General features: G+C 51.1%; 11 protein-coding genes. 8 read left to right on the top strand and 3 right to left on the bottom strand.

The features are described from left to right. Positions 1–6: 6 nt before the first annotated feature. From AC6I7T_RS07335 to malQ, 3 genes are all read left to right on the top strand, one after another. Positions 7–1188, top strand: a complete 1182-nt coding sequence (locus AC6I7T_RS07335) for a BON domain-containing protein (protein WP_497792695.1) — start codon at positions 7–9, stop codon at positions 1186–1188. A 272-nt stretch (positions 1189–1460) separates the two neighbouring features. Then, positions 1461–3437: a peptidylprolyl isomerase gene (locus AC6I7T_RS07330; RefSeq protein WP_497792693.1), complete on the top strand. Its 1977-nt coding sequence runs from the start codon at positions 1461–1463 to the stop codon at positions 3435–3437. 130 nt (positions 3438–3567) lie between these two features. Further along, on the top strand, positions 3568–5079 hold the full coding sequence (gene malQ / locus AC6I7T_RS07325) for a 4-alpha-glucanotransferase (protein WP_497792691.1): 1512 nt from the start codon (positions 3568–3570) through the stop codon (positions 5077–5079). A 63-nt stretch (positions 5080–5142) separates the two neighbouring features. On the opposite strand, the gene AC6I7T_RS07320 is transcribed toward malQ, so the two are convergent. Continuing rightward, complete coding sequence (locus AC6I7T_RS07320) at positions 5143–6129, bottom strand: MBL fold metallo-hydrolase (RefSeq protein ID WP_497792690.1); 987 nt, start codon at positions 6127–6129, stop codon at positions 5143–5145. Between the two features lie 317 nt (positions 6130–6446). Continuing rightward, the gene (treY, locus tag AC6I7T_RS07315) at positions 6447–9422 is read right to left on the bottom strand and encodes a malto-oligosyltrehalose synthase (protein ID WP_497792688.1); all 2976 of its coding nucleotides are present in this window, start codon (positions 9420–9422) and stop codon (positions 6447–6449) included. Between the two features lie 191 nt (positions 9423–9613). Here treY and AC6I7T_RS07310 point away from each other — a divergent pair, with 191 nt between their 5' ends. From AC6I7T_RS07310 to AC6I7T_RS07290, 5 genes are all read left to right on the top strand, one after another. After that, the gene (locus AC6I7T_RS07310; RefSeq protein ID WP_497792687.1) at positions 9614–9901 is read left to right on the top strand and encodes a hypothetical protein; all 288 of its coding nucleotides are present in this window, start codon (positions 9614–9616) and stop codon (positions 9899–9901) included. Between the two features lie 51 nt (positions 9902–9952). Beyond that, positions 9953–10495, top strand: a complete 543-nt coding sequence (locus AC6I7T_RS07305; protein WP_497792686.1) for a 3-hydroxyacyl-CoA dehydrogenase NAD-binding domain-containing protein — start codon at positions 9953–9955, stop codon at positions 10493–10495. 69 nt (positions 10496–10564) lie between these two features. Continuing rightward, positions 10565–11818: an ABC transporter permease gene (locus tag AC6I7T_RS07300; RefSeq protein ID WP_497792684.1), complete on the top strand. Its 1254-nt coding sequence runs from the start codon at positions 10565–10567 to the stop codon at positions 11816–11818. Between the two features lie 22 nt (positions 11819–11840). After that, on the top strand, positions 11841–13082 hold the full coding sequence (locus AC6I7T_RS07295; protein ID WP_497792683.1) for an ABC transporter permease: 1242 nt from the start codon (positions 11841–11843) through the stop codon (positions 13080–13082). Between the two features lie 191 nt (positions 13083–13273). Beyond that, positions 13274–15625: a putative bifunctional diguanylate cyclase/phosphodiesterase gene (locus tag AC6I7T_RS07290; protein WP_497792682.1), complete on the top strand. Its 2352-nt coding sequence runs from the start codon at positions 13274–13276 to the stop codon at positions 15623–15625. A 126-nt stretch (positions 15626–15751) separates the two neighbouring features. Here AC6I7T_RS07290 and AC6I7T_RS07285 read toward each other — a convergent pair whose 3' ends face one another. Further along, positions 15752–18496 (bottom strand): carboxypeptidase regulatory-like domain-containing protein, encoded by a 2745-nt coding sequence (locus tag AC6I7T_RS07285; protein ID WP_497792681.1) that lies wholly within the window; start codon positions 18494–18496, stop codon positions 15752–15754. Between the last annotated feature and the right edge of the window lie 293 nt (positions 18497–18789).

Genomic DNA, 18789 nt, shown 5'->3' with positions numbered 1-18789 from the left:
TGCGCCATGAGACTAGTGAGTTTTGACAATGTAGTAGGTTCTCCTTTGGGCTTGGGAGTACGCAAAATAGCCTTAGCCACTGCTTTGGCTCTATCGATGAGCCTGCCAGCCGTTGCGCAACAGGCTCAACGTGATGACGCGGCAATCGAGGCAGATATCGTCAATGTTCTGAACTCCTCGCCAACTTTGAAGAACCAGCAGATCACGGCTGCCACCATAGGTGGCGATGTGACTCTCTCTGGTTCGGTGAGGGATGAAGCCTCGAAAGAATTGGCTGAGATGGCGATTTCCCGTGTCTCTGGGGTCAAGTCTGTGGCGAACCATTTGACGGTTGGGCCGGGGGACTCTTCGGGCCAAGTGCAGGATCAGAATGCTACCCAACCAATGAGTCAAGGGGCTGCGGAAACCGGAGTAGAGCAGTCGGCGTCTCCTGTTGGAAATAGCCGGCCTCCTTATGTATCTGAGACATCTCCGAATCCGGTATCCCGAAATCCGGTGGTGATCCCGCAGGGGACTTTACTAAAAGTGCGAACCAGTGAGGGACTGGACAGCAAACACAGCGTCCCGGGTGCAATGGTTGAGTTCACTTCGTCGAGCGACATCTATTCCGGAGGAGTTTTGGCCATTCCGCGCGGTGCGGTGCTGGAAGGCCAGGTTGTCGATGTGCAGAGTCCGAATTCCGGTTCTGTGACTGGGAAGCATGCCATTTCTCTGAAATTGAACAGTTTGATCTTGGATGGCCGGACCTATGTTGTTGATTCCGACGTCTGGACGGCTCAGGGATCGGGAAAAGGCGGGTATACAGCTGGCAATACTGCTGCAGGTGCTGCCATTGGTGCGGTTATCGGTGCGATTGCGGGCGGAGGCTCCGGCGCCGCGATTGGTGCGGTTGCTGGGGGAGCTACCGGAGTAGCGGCTTCGGCGGCGACATCCGGGCCGCAGGTGGCTCTGCCGCCTGAAACACTGGTGAGCTTCCATTTGGCCAATCCTGTGACGGTAATTCCAGTGAGTGCGCAGGAAGCCCAGCGGCTGGCAACTGCCCAGGCCGGAAATCGTCCAACGATGTACCGGCGGGAGGCTTATGGCTATGGTTATCCACCACCACCACCGGTAGTGGTTTACCCCTATCCTTATTACTCCTATCCCTATCCGTACTACTACCATCGCTACTACCACCGTGGATGGTAGGGATGAGAGCCCGTTTCAGGTTTTAAGCCTGGTTCCCGGCCGTTGAGCCCTAAAGGCTATGGCTCTGGATTATGAGGGGGGCGCTGATCGGCTTGGCCGACAACGCCCCTTTTCTGTTCTCCGGTGAGGTGGAAGCACACCGTCGCGTCTGTGGTCATTTATAATTTCCCCATCCTGAAATCAAAGAATCAGGAAACTTCTGTCCTTCTTGCCCTGGCTCCCATGGGAGCGGGCGGCAAAGACATGCGCAGGTAAAAGGTCGTTACCCATCCATGATCCGTTTTCTTCAGAAAGACAATCGCCTGGTGAAGGCGATCTTCGTTGTAATCATCTCCGCAGCTGTTGTCACCATGGTCATTACCCTTGTACCGGGTATTTTCCAGGACAGCGCTGGGGGTGGTGACACCTATGCAACGGTACGCACCGGCGGCCTTTTAGGTAGGATCTTTTCCTCTGGTACGAAAATCAGTATGCAAGAGGTCCAGCAGGCGGCCCAGCGGCAGCTTCAGCAGAATCACTATCCTGATTTTGCTCTGCCGTTCATCATTCCCCGGGTTGGCGCAGGCATGATCCAGCAGGCTGTCATGCTCCAGGAAGCCGACCGTCTTGGCCTGAAGGTGACCGACGAGGATCTTCGTCAGTTTCTTCACACCGGAATGTTTGGGCAGGTCCTTTTCCCGAATGGGCAGTTTATCGGTGAGGACAAGTATACCGACATCATTCAGAACAACTTCGGCATCTCTCGCCAGGATTTTGAGACTCAGCTCAAGAAAGAAATCCTGATCAACCGTCTGCGCCAGATGGTGACCGGTGGCGTCGCCGTTACAGATGCCGAGATTCGCAATACCTACCGGAAACAGGGAACCAAGATCAAGATCCAATATGCAGTTCTGAAATCGGATGATCTTCGTAAACAGATCAATCCGTCCGATGCCGATCTGCAGAACTACTTCAAGCAAAATGCGGCACGGTACGCGACGGCCATTCCTGAGAAGCGCAAGATTTCATATATTGCCTTCTCCGATAGCCAGATTCCGGGTGGCAATGCTCAGGTATCTCAGCAGGAAATTCAGCAGTACTACAACGCCCATCAGAAGGAATATCAAGTTCCTGATCGGGCAAAGGCTCGCCACATTCTCATCAAGGTGGCCCCGGGAGCCGATGCCAAGACCGATGCTGCGGCAAAAGCCAAGGCTGCCGATATCCTGAAGCAGATTAAGGCGGGTGGAAACTTTGCCGATCTGGCCAAGAAGAACTCGGACGATCCTGGCAGCAAGGAGCAGGGTGGTGAGCTCGGTTTCCTGCAGCACGGTGCAACTGTTCCTGAGTTCGACAAGACTGTCTTCTCTTTGAATCCTGGACAAACCTCCGATCTGGTAAAGACCCAGTTCGGTTATCACATCATTCAAGTCGAAGAGAAGCAGACGGCTCATACGCAATCCATTGCTGAAGTCGGTCCCCGGATCCAGGAAATTCTGGCTCACCAGAAGCAATCCCAGGCTCAAGCCAATTTTGCCCAGCAGCTGACTGCCCAAGCGCAGAAGGCTGGATTGGCAAAAATTGCTGCCGACCATCATCTTCAGGTGGTTACCTCTGACTATCTCGATCAGAACGGAATCATCCCTGGTTTGGCCGATAGTTCTAAGGTGTTGACTCAGGCCTTTGCCGCCAAGCAGGGCGCGGCTCCTCAGTCTGCTTCAACGGGCGAAGGGTATGCCGTTTTCCAGGTTGTCGAGATCAAGGCTCCTCACGCACCAAATTTCGACGAGTACAAGACTCACATCGCGGATGATTATCGTGAACAGCAGCTCCCTCAGTTACTCGCTCGTAAGACAAACGAACTGATGGATCGCGCTCATGCTGAGAACGATCTGGCCAAGGCAGCCAAGGAAGTTGGAGCTACCCTGGAAACCAGCGATCTCGTTGGAATGGATGGACAGGTTCCGGATATCGGTCAGCTTGCAAGCCAGGCTCCTGCGATCTTTGACCTGAAGGTCGGTCAAATAGGCAATGCCATCAATAACGGAAGAAACGGAATTGTGGCAAAGATGCTTGAGAAGCAAGAGCCTTCTGCCGAGGAGATCGCGAAGAACCTCGATCAGACTCGTGAGCAGGTTCTGGAATCGCGTCGTGAAGAAGCCTTTGCGGTTTACGTCACAACGCTGCAGAACAAGTATCAGAAGGCTGGTCTTATCCGTATCAACAAGAAGTCCCAGAGTGCATTGCAAGGCGGAGGAGCGCAGAGCTAAACACTCTTTAATTTAGAAGCAACCGAGCCCGCTCTTTGCGATTCTCTTCCAGAGCGGGCTTTCTTTTTGTCCGCAGGAAGGAGAGTGCTTTCGGTCCCGGTGGGGTGTCCGGAAATGCTCTAATATAGCCATGCCATTTGATCGTTCCTCGGGTCTTCTTCTGCACGTTACTTCTCTGCCTTCTTACGGTGGTATCGGGGACATGGGACCGGCAGCCTATCAATTTGCCGACTTCCTGTCAGCAGCGAAACAAAGGTTGTGGCAGGTGCTTCCGCTTAGCCCGACCGGATATGGAAATTCCCCATATGCGGCGATGTCTGCCTTTGCGGGAAACCAGTTATTGATCAGTTTGGAATATCTCTCCGATTGGGGATGGATTGCAGGCGAGCGCATTGCCAATCTGCCAGGGCGTCAAGGAAATGTCGATTTCGATCTGGTGAGCCAGCGCAAATTGCCGCTATTGCTTGAGGCTGCCCATAATTTTCTTCAACACCGGCCATCTGAACAGTGGCAGCGCTATGAACAGTTTTCAGCCGAGAATGCATACTGGCTTGAAGACTATGCTCTCTACAACGTCCTGCGACAAAAGTTCAATACCGGTGCGTGGAATCAGTGGTCTGATGAGCTAGTCCAACGCCGACCCGAAGCTCTAGATCGTGTGCGGCATGAGAATGTTGCTGCTATTGCTGCCGAGAAGGTATTACAGTTTGCGTTCGACGAACAGTGGCAAAATCTTCGGAAATATTGCGCTGAACGGGGAATCCTCATCATTGGCGATGTCGCGATCTTTGTGAACTATGACAGCGCCGATGTGTGGACACATCCGGATCTCTTCGAACTCGACGAGAAATTGCGTCCTACTCGGGTTGCAGGTGTGCCCCCTGACTATTTCAGCAAGACAGGCCAGCGCTGGGGGAATCCTCTTTACATGTGGGATGTTCTGGAGCGTCAGGGCTTCGATTGGTGGATCGATAGAATTCGCCGGGCAGAGTTCCTCTATGACATAGTCCGGCTGGATCATTTCCGCGGCTTTGAGGCTTTTTGGTCTATCCCTGCAAAGGATGAAACAGCTATCAATGGAGAGTGGATCAAGGCTCCCGGCGAGAAGCTTTTTGCCCGTCTGCGCGAAGTTCTGGGGACATTGCCTTTCATCGCAGAAGATCTTGGAATGATTACTCCCGAGGTGGACGAGCTTAGGGAAAAGTTTGAGCTGCCTGGTATGAGAATCCTGCAATTCGGATTTGGCAATCGTGGGGCGCACAACTACCTTCCTCACAAATATGTAGCGAACACTGTGGTTTATACCGGAACCCATGACAACGATACGACCCGTGGTTGGTGGGAATCGGGTGCTACCGAGAAAGAGAAGATTGCGGTTGAGAACTACTTAGGGTCTCTCGATCAGGGGGTTGTCTGGCCGCTTATCCGCACAGCTGCCCGATCGGTAGCCGATTTATGTCTTTTCCCGATGCAAGATATCTTGGAGCTGGATAGCGACGGCCGTATGAATACTCCGTCTCATCCTCATGGAAATTGGAGCTGGCGTTGCCCGGAGGGAGTCCTGACTTCGGATTTAGCCGAAAAGTTGGCAGCCCTGACCGAAATTACCGATCGGGATTTGGTCCCACCCGAAGAGTCGTAGATTGATTTTCAGGATAAGGCTGCCATTCCGATTGAGAATGGCAGCCTTATTGGGTGACAGAGCTTATTGAATTTGAGAATAGGCAAGAGGCACAAAGATGTAACCCTGTCCCTCTGCTCTAAGGTGACCTACTCCTGGAAAGAAAATATGAGCGCCACCGACTAGATAGCCTTCTTTAGCCGCTTCGGCAAATACTTTCGCTCGTGTTGCTGCCGCCGTGGGCGAGTCGATGTCGTATTTGATTGTGACCTCGGGGTGAGCGAATTGGACGATCTGTACATGCATCAGATCTCCCCAGAGCAGTAGCTTCTGTCCCTTACTTTCGACCAGATATAAGCTGTGTCCGGGTGTATGCCCGAATGCTCCGACGGACTTGATCCCGGGTACAAGTTCAGTATTGCCATCGAAAGGCTTCGTGTGTCCTGCTTGTATATAGGGTCCGAGCGCCTGCTGTGCCGTTTCCATGGATTCTTTTTTTGCCGGATACTTTTTCATGTTCTCCGGAGAGAGCCAGAATTCCGCTTCGTGGCTGTCAAAACGCACAATGGCATTGGGGAAAGAAGCCTTCCCCTCATGGATAAGGTTGCCGATGTGATCACCATGGAAATGTGTGATGTAGATTTCGTCCACTTGTTCAGGGGAATAACCGGAAGCTCTCAGGTTGGCAAGCAGATGTCCGTAAGGTTTCGGTTTGGAACCTGGTTGCGGGTCTCCATTTTGGCCGGTGTCAATGAGAACTAGCTTGGTTCCTGTATTGATAAGGAAGGCATTGATCGACATCTGATAAGGACTGGTCATGAAAGACTCTGCAAGCCTATGTTCGATCTCAGCCGGGCCAACATTCGTGAGATAGTTTTTCGGCGCGAAGTCAAAAGTTCCATCGGAGAGCGCCGTTACTTCAAAATCTCCGAGCATGAAGCGATAAAATCCGGGGCCGTTGGTTTTAGCCGGAGGTGCGGATGCGTTCAACTGGACTGGAAATAAAAAACTGGCAAATAGGATGATCGTGAGTGCTATCCGCAGGTCACGAATCAAGCGGGGGGTGGACATGATCTACTCTTTCTCCTGTCTTGAGCAGTATGAGAGTTGCTGTCATGAGAAGGTGCATCTTTCGACAAACAAACCTCGGCGCAAGTTTATATGCTCGGATCAGTTCGTTGAAGGTGCACCACCAATCACAATCTCGAATCGATTTCTCGCCTGTTTCTGAGCAGAGAAATGTGAAACATGTCTGGTAGATGTGAGATCTCTGGATGTGAATTCAAAAAAATAAAGCTGACAATTACGCCATGGCAAAGGTTGCAGCCTGTTATAGCAGCCGACTGCAATTACTCCGCGAGAAGCGTTCGATAGTTTGTTAAATCTGTTTATTGAGGGTTATCTGCTCTAACTAACATCGCGACAGGAAAACGAGCGAAGAGTTCGGATGCGCGAATATTGCGCTCGATATTCAGATCTTCCCCGGTGAAAACATTTGTATAGTGACCGGCGGCATCTTCGGGGATTGATATATCGGTTTCTCCCCAATGTCTCCCGAGCGGAAATTCCAGCCGCCCCTTCATTAAAGTTCGTGCAAAGCGCGGTAACGCAACGACTATGCTCTTTCCTGTGGCAGGATCTTGACGGAAAAAAGCAATGACATGCTCCGCTTTATTGTCAGAGGCCGTCAGCGGCACATAGGAACCTTGCTGGAAAAGTGAGGCATTTTGCATGCGGGTCAACAGAGCGCGATGCGTGACCCATAGTTTGATTCTGCCGTCGGGAAATGTGTTCAATACCTCGGTTGCCACCGCAAGTAGTCCTTGCTCGGCGGCCTTCGTCTGAAGCTCATCCAGGAGGCGATTTCGAAGTTCGTAATCTACAGGCCTCCGATTGTCAGGATCAACCAGACTCAAATCCCACAGCTCTGTTCCCTGATAAAAATCGGGTATTCCTGGAGACGCAATCTTTAGAAGCGTTAATGCCAGAGAGTTGAGAGCTCCGAAAAGCTGCAGTTGGGGTAGAAAGCGCAGAATAGAATTTACGAATCTGCTTTCGCGCCCCTTCTTATCGGGCATCAGAATATCCGTTAAGAATTCGAAGACGGCTTGCAGGTAATCATTATCGGGATTTATCCAGCTGGTATTAACCTTGGCCTCATTCAGAGCTTTTGAGGTGTACTGTTTGATTCGCTCTAGAAATTGCTCCCGCTTCTCTGGCGTTTCCATCTTGCCAGGCCATGCTCCCAAGATTGTTTGGTAGAGGAAGTACTCTTCGTTGGAGTCGGGAGCAATCCGGCCATCCTCTAACTTCTTTTTGTAGCGGGCGTTCGCACGTTGCCAGACGCGGACTGCTACGGCCCAGTCCATTGGCATTTCAGATAGGACACATAGTCGCGAACGTACGTCTTCACTGCGCTTCGTATCATGTGTGGAACTGCCCAGCATCGTACCCGGAGATTTTTCCAGACGTTCGAGATTGCTTTGGTGAAGCAACTCTCGGGATATTCCAAAGACCTTCATTGAGCCGCCGACTTCATTCGAAGGAAGGAAACGATAGTAGAGATAAAAGGCAGTATCCTCGACGCCCTTGGCCATTACTGGACCCGTGAGCTGTTGGAACTTCAGCGCAAAATAGAGTTGTTTGGGATCGGTGTTTCCATTCGGCACGGGATCGCGATGTGTAGTGAGAAGGAGCATATCGCGAAGGAAGTTAAATGCCGAGACGTCCACCCCCGGGTTCATCTTCTTCGCCTGAGCGATGGCATAACGAATGAAAGCCCTGTCACGGTCGGTGTATTGGCCTCTGTCGTCGATGTAGGTGCGGTAGACAGGGAAGCAGGCGATTGTTTCTCGAATCACCGTCTCAAGAATGTTATCCGTGAAGTCCCGAGCACGTCGATCGGCGGCTGCAAGTCTGCTAAGCAGATTGGTCAGGACGTAAACCTCGCTTGCGAGCGAGGATCGCATGACTTGTAGCTTGCAGTCGTAAATGATTCTGTCCGGATCGGGTTTATGTCCGAGAATCTTGGAATAGAACTTGTCGAAGTGCTTTTCATTTTCGTGCTGGATGAAAATCTGCGTACCAAAATAAACGAAGTCATAGCCAGAAGTTCCTCGAACCGGCCATTCCCGGGGCAGATATTCCCGGGGTTCCAGGATCTTTTCGACAACCACATATAAGGGACCCTGACTTTGCGCCCAATCGTAAGTTCTCAGCCGGTCGCGGAGTTCCATCTCGATGCCGTTCGGTGCGGTCGGTTGCGTCGGCGCCTCTCCGTAGCACTGGCTTGCCAGATATAGCAATTGCAGCCGTATCAAATACTGGCGGGGATTAAACATCCCATCGCAGTGATCAATACGCAATCCTGTAATTTGCCGCCGGGCGAGCAACGAACGCACCATGCAATGGGTTTGAGCGAAGACCTCGGGGTTCTCCATCTTGAGGCCAACAAGATCATTGATATCGAAGAAACGCCTGTAGTTGATCTCCTCTGTCGAGACACGCCAAAAGGCCAGCCGATACGGTTGAACCTCCAGGAGCGCGTGCAGGCGATCGAAGCTGCTCGGTTGATCGACTACTCCATTGATCTTGTCGAGAATCCTCTGCATGGTCGGCTGTATCTCGGCGGAACTGAGAGCCTGCTGAAGTTTTGGCTTAAGCTCGCTCATCTGTTCCTGCCTCTGCGCGATTAGTGCGGGATCGGTGGTATCGTGCGGTGGAGTATGCTGCAAGTCCTGGATCAGCTCCATGAACTCCGTAGGCAGGAGCTTTTCATCCTCTTCATCGAAGATGTGAACCAGAGTTCTAGGTCCTAGTGGCATTCGGTGATCGTAGTAACGAACCCAGATGCGTCCTTCTTCGAGCGAGAGCTGAATCCGTTTGTTCTCAAGCTCTTCTCCATACTGTGCTCCAAGAATGGGCAGTAAGAGCTTGTTATGCATATCCGGATTGAGCGGGGTCCAGTCGATATCGTAAAAGTCGGCAAATGGAGAAGAGCGGCCGTTTTGTAGAACATCCTGCCACCAGAGAGAATCATTTCCCACGCCCATATGGTTGGGGACAATATCCAGCAAAAAGCCCATTTCTTTTTTGTTCAGGGCATCGCTCAGAAGTGCAAAATCTTCTTCTCCGCCAAGCTCGGGATTCAGACGGTCGTGGCGGGTGACATCGTAACCGTGCATGCTGCCAGCACGAGCTTCGAAAATGGGCGAGCTGTAGATATCGCTGATACCCAGTTTCTTCAGGTAATCGACTATTTTGCTGGCTTCAGAGAAGGGAAAGCCTGCGTGCATTTGAAGCCGATAGGTTGAAACGGGAGTGCGCGCGTCGTGCTGAAGGAGCTGATCGATGCAATCTGTCATGTGCCTGGCAATGCCTTGGTTGTGTATCAGGGAGTGAGATTGTTGTGGTCTAAAATCGTCCAAAATCTGAAAGTTGGATGCGGAGATTGGTTTCGCCGTTTTAAGCCTCCGGCCGCTTTACGAATTCAGCCGGGGAGCTGACAATAGGTGAAGCGAAAGCGACACCGTTTCCTTTGCGGAGCCGGCAAGAGATGGAAGTCGTTGCAGCGATTCTTTCGAAAGAACGGATCGGCTGTGGCCTCCCTCTTGAAGAGCTGCACAATGGAAACGACTTAATTTGTTTCGAGGTCCTTCTGATGCCCCTTTCTGGTGAAGCAATCCGCCTGATGAATTACATAGATGATGTGTCTGTCACATTGCGGCGTGTAGTGGCGTTGTCGGCGAATCTGCCCGCAGAGGAACGCCAGCTTGTGAGCGACCATCTCAAATCCGCGAAGCCTAGTCTGTCTGATGTCCTAAACGTACTGGAAGCAAAGTAGCCGCTTACAGTGGGTGTTATTGCCACAGTTGCGATCGTGGGAGCCGGCCCTTTGGGCAGACGGTTGGCTTTTCTGTCTGCACAGGCAGGCTTTCGCACGATCCTCGAAGACGTATTGCCGTCGAATCTCCGTTCCGCGGCTGCGGATATGCTGTCGTTTGCGTCTTCAGCTTCTATCGATTCCGCTAAACCTGTGGAATTCGCTTCGAGCCTGGAATCGGCAGTCAGGGACGCCGATCTCATCATCGATTGTGTGCCGGACGAGTTGGAGTCCAAACTCGAGATTTTTAGCCTGTTGGACCGCATGGCTCCACCCCGGTCCATCCTTGTAACACCAACTACGACCTTGAGCATTGCCGATCTGGCTTCCTGCACCTACAGGGCTGATCGATGCCTGGCACTTCGACTTAAGCCGATCTTCTTCGGAGAAGTGGATTTCCCGGAGATTATTCCGATTTCCCATACCTCCCAGAGCAGTGGAGAGGTGATGGAGGCCGTTGCTACTTTCTGGACGGCTCTCGGTTATACAGTTGTCTTTCAACTCGATGCTGGGGAGAGTCTCTCTTCCTTAACGGCAAGACCGGTCGCTAACTAAAGACACAAGTTTCCAGGGCGGTTTTCGGGAACCATCCCGGGAGCCGATGCGTATAGGGTCTTGGAACCTATGCAGAGCTTCGGTGACACTCTCGGTCAAGTCTTCCGCGCAATAGCAGCGAATAAGCTGCGCTCGTTTCTGACTATGTTTGGGATTGCGTGGGGTGTGGGGTCTTTGTTGCTGCTAGTCGGTCTGGGGGAAGGATTCCGTACCGGCCAGCGTAAACAGCTATCCAAGTTCGGCAAAGACATCATCATGATGTGGGGTGGCTCCATTCCCGCCATGCCCAACCAGCATACGGGGATGCGTCCTTATTATTTGACTCTTGGCGATGAGGAGGAGATGCGTCAGGCAGCGGCTATCCGCGATGTTATGGCCATCTTGAATCGTTCTGACATTAAGGAAGTCAGCGAGTTTGCCAGCACCTCCGGTGCCGTAATGGGTGTTGAGCCGAATTACACAAGCATTCGCTTTGCTCCTGTGGCATCAGGACGATTCATCAATGCTGGAGATATTCGCGACCGCCGCCGTGTCATTGTTTTGGGAAGCAAGAGCGGAGCACTGCTGTTTCCAGGTAGGCCTTCTCTTGGGGAGTACGTCACTTTAAATGGCATCCGTTTCCTTGTTGTGGGGACCGTCGAGAAAATCAATCGCGGTAACAATGATTGGGACAATCAGCGAGTCTATATCCCCCTCACCACAATGCTGGAGCTTTTCCCTCTGACGGGGGAAAACATCCCTCAAGATGCTGTTAATTCCTTGCAATACCAACCGACTATCCGCGGAGAGAATGCCCAGGCTGTAGCTGCTGCTCACGCGATTGTCGCAAGACGTCATGGCTTCGATCCCGAGGCGAAAGATGCCTGGCAGGAATGGGACACGATCAAGGAAGAGCGTCTAATCGGCAAGATCTTTACTGCGATGGATGTATTCCTGGGTGGGGTTGGCATTGTGACCCTGGCGTTGGGAGCGGTCGGAATCATTAACATCATGCTCGTCTCCGTGACGGAGCGGACCAAAGAGATCGGTCTCTGTAAAGCCATTGGCGCGACGAATCGAAGCATCCTTATGCAGTTTTTCCTGGAGGGTCTGCTGCTTACCGGAGTGAGCGGGCTGATTGGCATTGCCGGGGCGGGCACTCTTATGGCTGTGCTTCAAAAAGTTGTAGGTCCAGGGTTTGCTGGTTTCGATCCTCCTACCCTGGTGCCATGGTCAACTGCGCTTGCCATGGGCTCCTTGGTACTGTGCGGCGTAATATCCGGTCTTTATCCAGCCAGGAAAGCTGCAATGTTGGAACCGGTTGAGGCCCTGAGAAGGGAATAAAGAATTACCTGGGAGCGAGACCATGTTCGTCGATATCTTGAAACAGGCCTATGAGGCGATGTTGTTTAACCGTCGCCGTACGGCAATTACCATGATTGGAATGGCCTGGGGCATTGCTACGGTCGTGTTGCTCCTGGCCTATGGCGCTGGATTTGGGCGTGCTTTTGAGGCCATTTTCGCTCAGTGGGGAACTCGTTTGATCGGCGTCTTCCCAGGAAGAACCAGCGAGCAGGCTGGCGGGTCGAAGGCCGGAGTTCAGGTCCGGCTCACGCAGGACGATATTGAGCGTTTGAGAAATACCGTTCCCAATCTCGATCACATTACTCCGCTGGTGAATAAAAGCGTCACCATACAAAACGATCTCCATACCTACACCTGGTATGTAAACGGCGAACGTGCCGATATCCAGAACATCATGGTTCTGGATATCGATGCTGGCCGCTTTTTTACCTCCGAAGACGATATGCAGCGAAATCATGTCGCGGTACTTGCTTCTGAGGCAAAGACCAAGCTCTTCTCCGGAGCTTATGCTATAGGCGAACATATCCGGATTAACGGAATCAGCTTCACTGTTATCGGAGTCTTGAAACCGAAGATGCAAGAGGGCGATGACAACGACATTAATCGGCAAGTATATGTCCCATTCAATACGATGAGCGACATCAAAGATACAAAGTATCTGGATGGTATTTGGCTGAACTATACAGGCGATCACCAGCTTGCCGAACGTGCTATCCGCAATACTCTGGCAGAAGCGCATAACTTCAGGGCCAGTGATCATAACGCAATCTTCGTTGCCAATTTGATGACTCAACTTAGCGAATTTCGCATTCTCAGTATTGGATTGCAGATTCTGTTGACCTTTATCGGAGCCTTAACACTTGGCATCGCCGGAATCGGCTTGATGAATATCATGTTGGTTGCTGTGCAGCAACGCACGCGTGAGATAGGTGTAGAGAAGGCTTTAGGCGCCAGGAAGCGGCACATATTGATTCAATTTCTGGCTGAGTCTTTCGTGATTACCGGAATTGGTGGGATTTTGGGTATCGCTCTTGCCTATACGGTTGCTCTTTGTGTCGGTCGTATTACTTTTTATAGCGCTGTGGCTACAAATGCCGAAGCGGCAGATATCCAATTGTTGATATCGCCCACCATCGTTGTGGTAGCGACGGGGATCCTAATCCTTGTCGGTTTGGTTAGCGGAATGATTCCGGCGATACGCGCTTCCAATCTTGATCCCATCGAAGCTTTACGCTACGAGTAAAGCCTGAGGGCTATGCTCAGATGATTTGGCCCTCTGATTTCCACCTTTTCTTTTCTTTTGATCCGTATGTATCCACTCGCTGTTCGAAATTGGACAGCGAGTGGATAGGCACTCCTGTAAGGAAACCGCGTTGCAAAACATAGCTTTTCATGGCGTGTTCATGAGGATTGCCGATATAAAAAGAGAAGAACATGTCCTTAAAACCCAAAAGGATGCCTGCGGGTAACGCCGTAAAGACTGGTGGGCGCCTCTATATCTTATTGATTTTGATGCAGTTCTTGTTCTCCGGAGGTAGCCTTTCTGTCTCTCTCTTCCTTCAGAGGCTCTATCTGGATTCGTATGCCAAGCATGAGCAACTGCAGCAGGAGATAGAACGCTTGGAGCAGAAAACAGGCTCCCCAGCTTTATCTGCTGATCGATTACGTGAATTGAAACGTTTGGACGAAGAGAGTTGGAACGTTGTTCATACAGGCCAGCGTATTCGTAACGTCAAAATCTGGTTTGATTGTGCAACCTTACTTCTGATGGTCGGGGCAACGGGGAGCCTTCTGCGCTTGAGCTTCCTTATGAAGATTCAGAATGCTCAGAAAGATGCTGCTGAAGCAGCTCTCCGCGCGGAAAGGGCGACTCTCGAAAAACGAATCGAAAATCGGACCTCGGAGTTGAGTGCCGAAGTAAAAGAACGTAGACGGGCTGAACAACTCAACCGGGGGAGGAACCGTGTTCTGGAGATGTTGGCAAGGAATCATCCTATCGAGGAAGTTGTGTCTCTGCTGGCTCGAACGGTTGCAGAACAGCGTACAGCCTGGGGATGTGCGATTCATCTTGTAAGCAAGACGCGTAGCCAACTGGAACTTGCTGCAGCTGCGGAACTCCCGGAAAGACTTCTTGCTCATCTGACCGCTATCAATTCAGCTTTTCCTGATGCTCCGGAAAGCGCAGCTTTGGGGAAAGGGTCTGTTCACGTGGTCGCGAATCTGAATTTGGTTCGCCGTCCGTGGAGTGAGCTCCTTAATGCAAACGGAATTCAATCGGTATGGTCGGCGCCGTTCTTCTCTGCGGATGGCTCTCCATTAGGAACGCTCACGGTCTATTCCCGATTGAAATTTGCTCCCGAGGCACGCGATCTCGAAGAATTGGAAATGGCCGCAAAAATGGCGGCTCTTGTTCTTGAGCATCGAAGAATTCATACCGAACTCGTCAACAGCGCTTATCACGATTACCTGACTGGACTGCCTAATCGCAGATTGGGAGAAGAACGCCTGATCCATGCCATTCAGCAGGCGAAAGACGAACAACGGTCATTCGCAATTCTTTGGGTGGACCTAAACCGCTTCAAGAGAATCAATGATGTTCATGGGCACTCCGTAGGCGATGCTGTTTTGCAGCAAGTCGCAAATTGTCTTCTAGAGAATTTGCAGTCATCCGATACCCTGGCGCGGATGGGCGGCGATGAGTTCATGGCAATCCTGGACCATGTTACCGATCATGCTGAAGCTGAGGAGATTGCCAATTCGTTAGCCCGGGCGGTAACCCGTTCAATTAATGTCGATTCTTTGAATCTGGAAGTCTCCATCAGTATCGGTATTTCTTTGTTCCCTAACGATGGAGCAACGATCGACGTTCTGCAGCGCAATGCTGACCGGGCAATGTATGAAGCTAAATGGAATGGTCTGGATTATTGCTCCTTCGTTCACAGGATGAGTGAACAATTCGAAGAGAAACATGGTCTGGAAGAGGCCTTGATTCTTGCCGTGAAGAGGGAAGAGTTTCGAGTACATTATCAGGCCCAGTGTTCCCCCGATGGAAGGTTGCTGGCTTTCGAAGCGCTTCTTCGCTTCGAGCATCCTGAATTCGGAATGGTTTCTCCGTCCAGGTTCATTCCCATCATCGAGGAATTGGACTTGATCATGCCTCTCGGTAACTGGGTTATACGTCAGGTCTGCTTACAATCCCACAAATGGAAAGAGGCTAAGTATCCTCCAGTTCCCATAGCCGTTAACATTTCTCCAATACAGTTCTCAAACGAAGACTTCGCAAAAAACGTTGCGCATATTCTTGAAGAGACCGGCATGGAACCACATCTTCTGGAGTTAGAGTTAACGGAGAATCTTTTGATGAAAGATTTTCACGTATCAGCACGGCAGATGCGGCGCCTAAAGAGTCTGGGCGTAAGGATTGCAATGGACGATTTCGGTACGGGATATTCCTCGCTGAGTCATCTGCATCGATTGCCCATCGACGTTCTGAAAATTGATCGTTCTTTTATCGAGAAGCTCACCGGACCGGGAACTACACGTCCAATCGTGGAAGCCGTGCTCTCAATGGCACATAAGCTGGGGCTTTGGGTCGTTGCCGAGGGAGTTGAGACCGAAGAGCAGAGACATCTGCTTCGGGAGGCCGGATGCAATTCGATTCAGGGGTATTTCTTCGCAAAGCCGGCTCCGGCTCTTGAAGCTGAGAGAATGTTCAAGAGTCTTGAAGCTCTTGAACTCGATGCTCCGGATGGCGAGTATTGCGAGATCGATAGGACGAACCTGTAGTTGCAAGCGAGAACAGTTCTTGATGGAATGCCCGTCTTCTGTCCATCCTTGATAGCCAAACTTGCTCATTTGGGGGAGAAGCGGTAAGGCTATCGACCTTACCGCTTACAAGGATCCAGTGTTCCGTTAGAAGTGAAAAGCAATTTCTCCGGTAAAGGATCGTGGCGTCACGTAATGTGTTCCGCTGAAGGTAGAGAGAAAGTTATAGAGTGCGGTTTTGTTAGAGAGATTTACGCCCGTTAAGCGCAGACTCCACCGATAACGATCACCTCCGAAGAGATTGTCTTCACCGATGGAAGCATCGAAAAGATTCCGTTGCTTGATTCGCGATGGGTTTGTATCGTCATTCTCTGCTCCCGGTCTAGGTATCGAAAGAAGACTGGAAGAAAGTTGTGAAGCCAGGCAGACGGAAGGGAGAGCATTGGTAGGTGTTGCTTTCACTCCATTGCATGCCAATCCTGCTTCAAATTCCTGATCGGCAGTAAAGCCACTTAAATTAATTGCCGGTTGGCCGTTGAGCGTAGTTGATATATTCCCGCAATGGCTATTGGGGTCGGAGATGTTATAGCAAGGTGTCGATGCCGCATTCAAGCCACTGTCGTAGCGCCAGTTGAATCCGATCCAGGGACCCCGCTTGCCCGGTATTTGATATTGAACATAGGTTGTCTGGTTGAACTTCTCGTCATGATCAATTCGGAAGGGAAGTCCGCTTTGTCCAACTGTTGCTCCCGCTCCAGCAACTTGCGGCGGGAAGAATCGTGCTGCGATGGAGGACATTGTGACAAAAGCTGAAAATCCATGATACCTGGGCACAGTGGCACGCAGTACAAAACCGGGCGTTTTCGAATTATGCCAACTGATCGGAAAGAAGATGGGTGTATTGCCAAGTATTGCGAAGTCGAAGGCACTGTGGGTGTACTTCCAGATATAGTCACCATTCAAGACGAAGTTATGTCCAAAGGCTTGTTGGAAGCCTGCGTGAAACTCGTTGCGGAATCCTGGCCGTACAGTCGTCGATACGCCCGGTGTGCAACTTAGCAATGGAGAAAGAATATTGTTCCCGCATCCCTGGCTGGAGAGAACCAGATTCTCGTTAAAGGGAGATTCCAGCGTTCTTGCGTAGGAAAGACGAAGAACTGTATTCGTTGGCTTGATGCTGTAAGCAACTGCTGCACGCGGTTCCGGCTGGCGCGTAATGGTCAGCCCGTTGTATAGATCTCCACGCATGCCGATATTAAAGGTCCAGTTTCCGGCCTTGATCTGATCCTGAATATACATGGCAAGCTCTTTCACATCGGTATGACCGAAATACCGATACTGAGATCCTCCACGTGTTAGATCGTAGGGCAACAGATTCGGATCGAAGGCTGTAGCTTTGACATTGGGATTCGAGCCGTCGTTAGGCTGAAGGCCAGCGGCGGAGCATTGCGAGGGATCGGTAAAACCGCTTACCGGATTTCCATCGGCATCGAGACATGGCGAGTTTGAGGTTGAGTTGATGAAGCCGATCGTGTCGTGTTCCCTGAGAAAGGTGTGCTGATAAACGGCTCCGGCTTTTATGTCGTGAATTCCTTTTTGGATCGTGTAGTCAGATCTCAGACCGGCATTGGTGAGTGTCCTGTATTGATTGATCGTCTGGTTCTGTATCGGCCCAAGGTCAGCGAGAGGATTGCTGCTGGGATAGTAGTTGAAAGCGTCACGCCGGATATAAGAGCCAAAATTGAAAACAGAATTTGAGCCGATGATGCGAGTGTAGAGAGGCGCAATATTGAATGTTTCGATTTTGGCGTGTTGATCGGTATCGCCTACATTGCCCAATACAGGGTTAGCCGTCGTTCCCCCGCTGATCACGTTCTGAACATTCAGATTGTCATAGGCATTAGGTGTCTGGAACCAGGAGCGTGTGTAGTTGAGATTCAAATGGATAGAATCCTCTGCCGTGAGGTTTCTGTCGAAACGGTTGAAGAAGTTCTGTTCATTTCCCTTTGCATGAAAGACGGTGAATTCCGGAGGATCGAGAAAACGGCCGGTATTCAGGCCGTCGATTTCAGTAAAGTTTCCCCAATTCTGACCGCCATAGCCCAGATCGAAAGCCCCTGTTGCAGAACCAAATGTGCCATACGAGTTGGAGATACTTCCGTGTGGAGTGCTCAGCCCCTGTCCTGAACGTGTGATTACGCTAATGATCAGGCTGGTTTTGCCGCCGTATTCTGCGGGAGGAGCACCGGGAATTGCTTCTAGCGATTGAATGGCATTGGAAGGAATCTGGTTCGAAAAGACCTTACTCTGTTGATCGGTAATTGGCTGGCCGTCCACGGAGAAAGAATTCGAAGCATGGTCCCCAAGACCATGAAAGAGTCCATTGGAGTCGGCAGCAACGCCTGGTGATGCAAGAGTGACGAGCGAGCTAAGAGAAGACGACTGACTTTCTAAGGGGACTTTGGCGAACAAGTCCCGATCTACGGGCGTGCGAAAGTTTGGCGTATTTTGAATCAGGTCCTCTGCTTCGACAGTTACAGTGGTAGCTTCGCCTGCCACCTTGAGTGACATTCTGACACTCAAGGGAACAGCCGATGTTACATGTGCATCCTGTGCCACAGCGCTGAATCCGGTTGCTGCGGCCGTGAGGTGATACGAGTTAAAAGGCAGATTGGGGCACTGAAAACGGCCCTCAGAATCCGTCGTCAATGTTCGCATATATCCGCTAACCGGATTTTGAATGACAACGGTTGCGCCCGGAATTATGGCTCCGCTGGGATCTGTAACAGTTCCATTAATAATTCCGGAGCTTGATTGCGCAACGATTAAGGATGAAGCAGTAAGAAACAAAAACAGAAAGGCCCATATAGCCCGTCCTGATAGGGAGCGCATAGATACACCTCCAAAAATCTGGCAGTAAGCTTTCGAGAGAAAGAGAACATTCTGTCGGTGCAGTTTATGAAGACGCGACAGTGCTCAGGCCTTCCGTAACGGGAGACTTCGCTAACTGTTGAGCTAGGAACTATACCGGCGAATGAACGATTCTAGAGAGATGAGGTGTTTGTGGGCGGAGGTCTGTTGGAGAGAGAAATAGGTAGAACACGGGTGTAGTTAATAGGTCGGAAGTTGGTGGTTTGTCCTTCTTCCTCCAATATGGGCATTAGGATAGGCGCTGTTTCTGCTGT

Source organism: Humiphilus diazotrophicus, from assembly GCF_059726315.1.
This window is presented reverse-complemented; position numbering and strand designations above follow the sequence as displayed.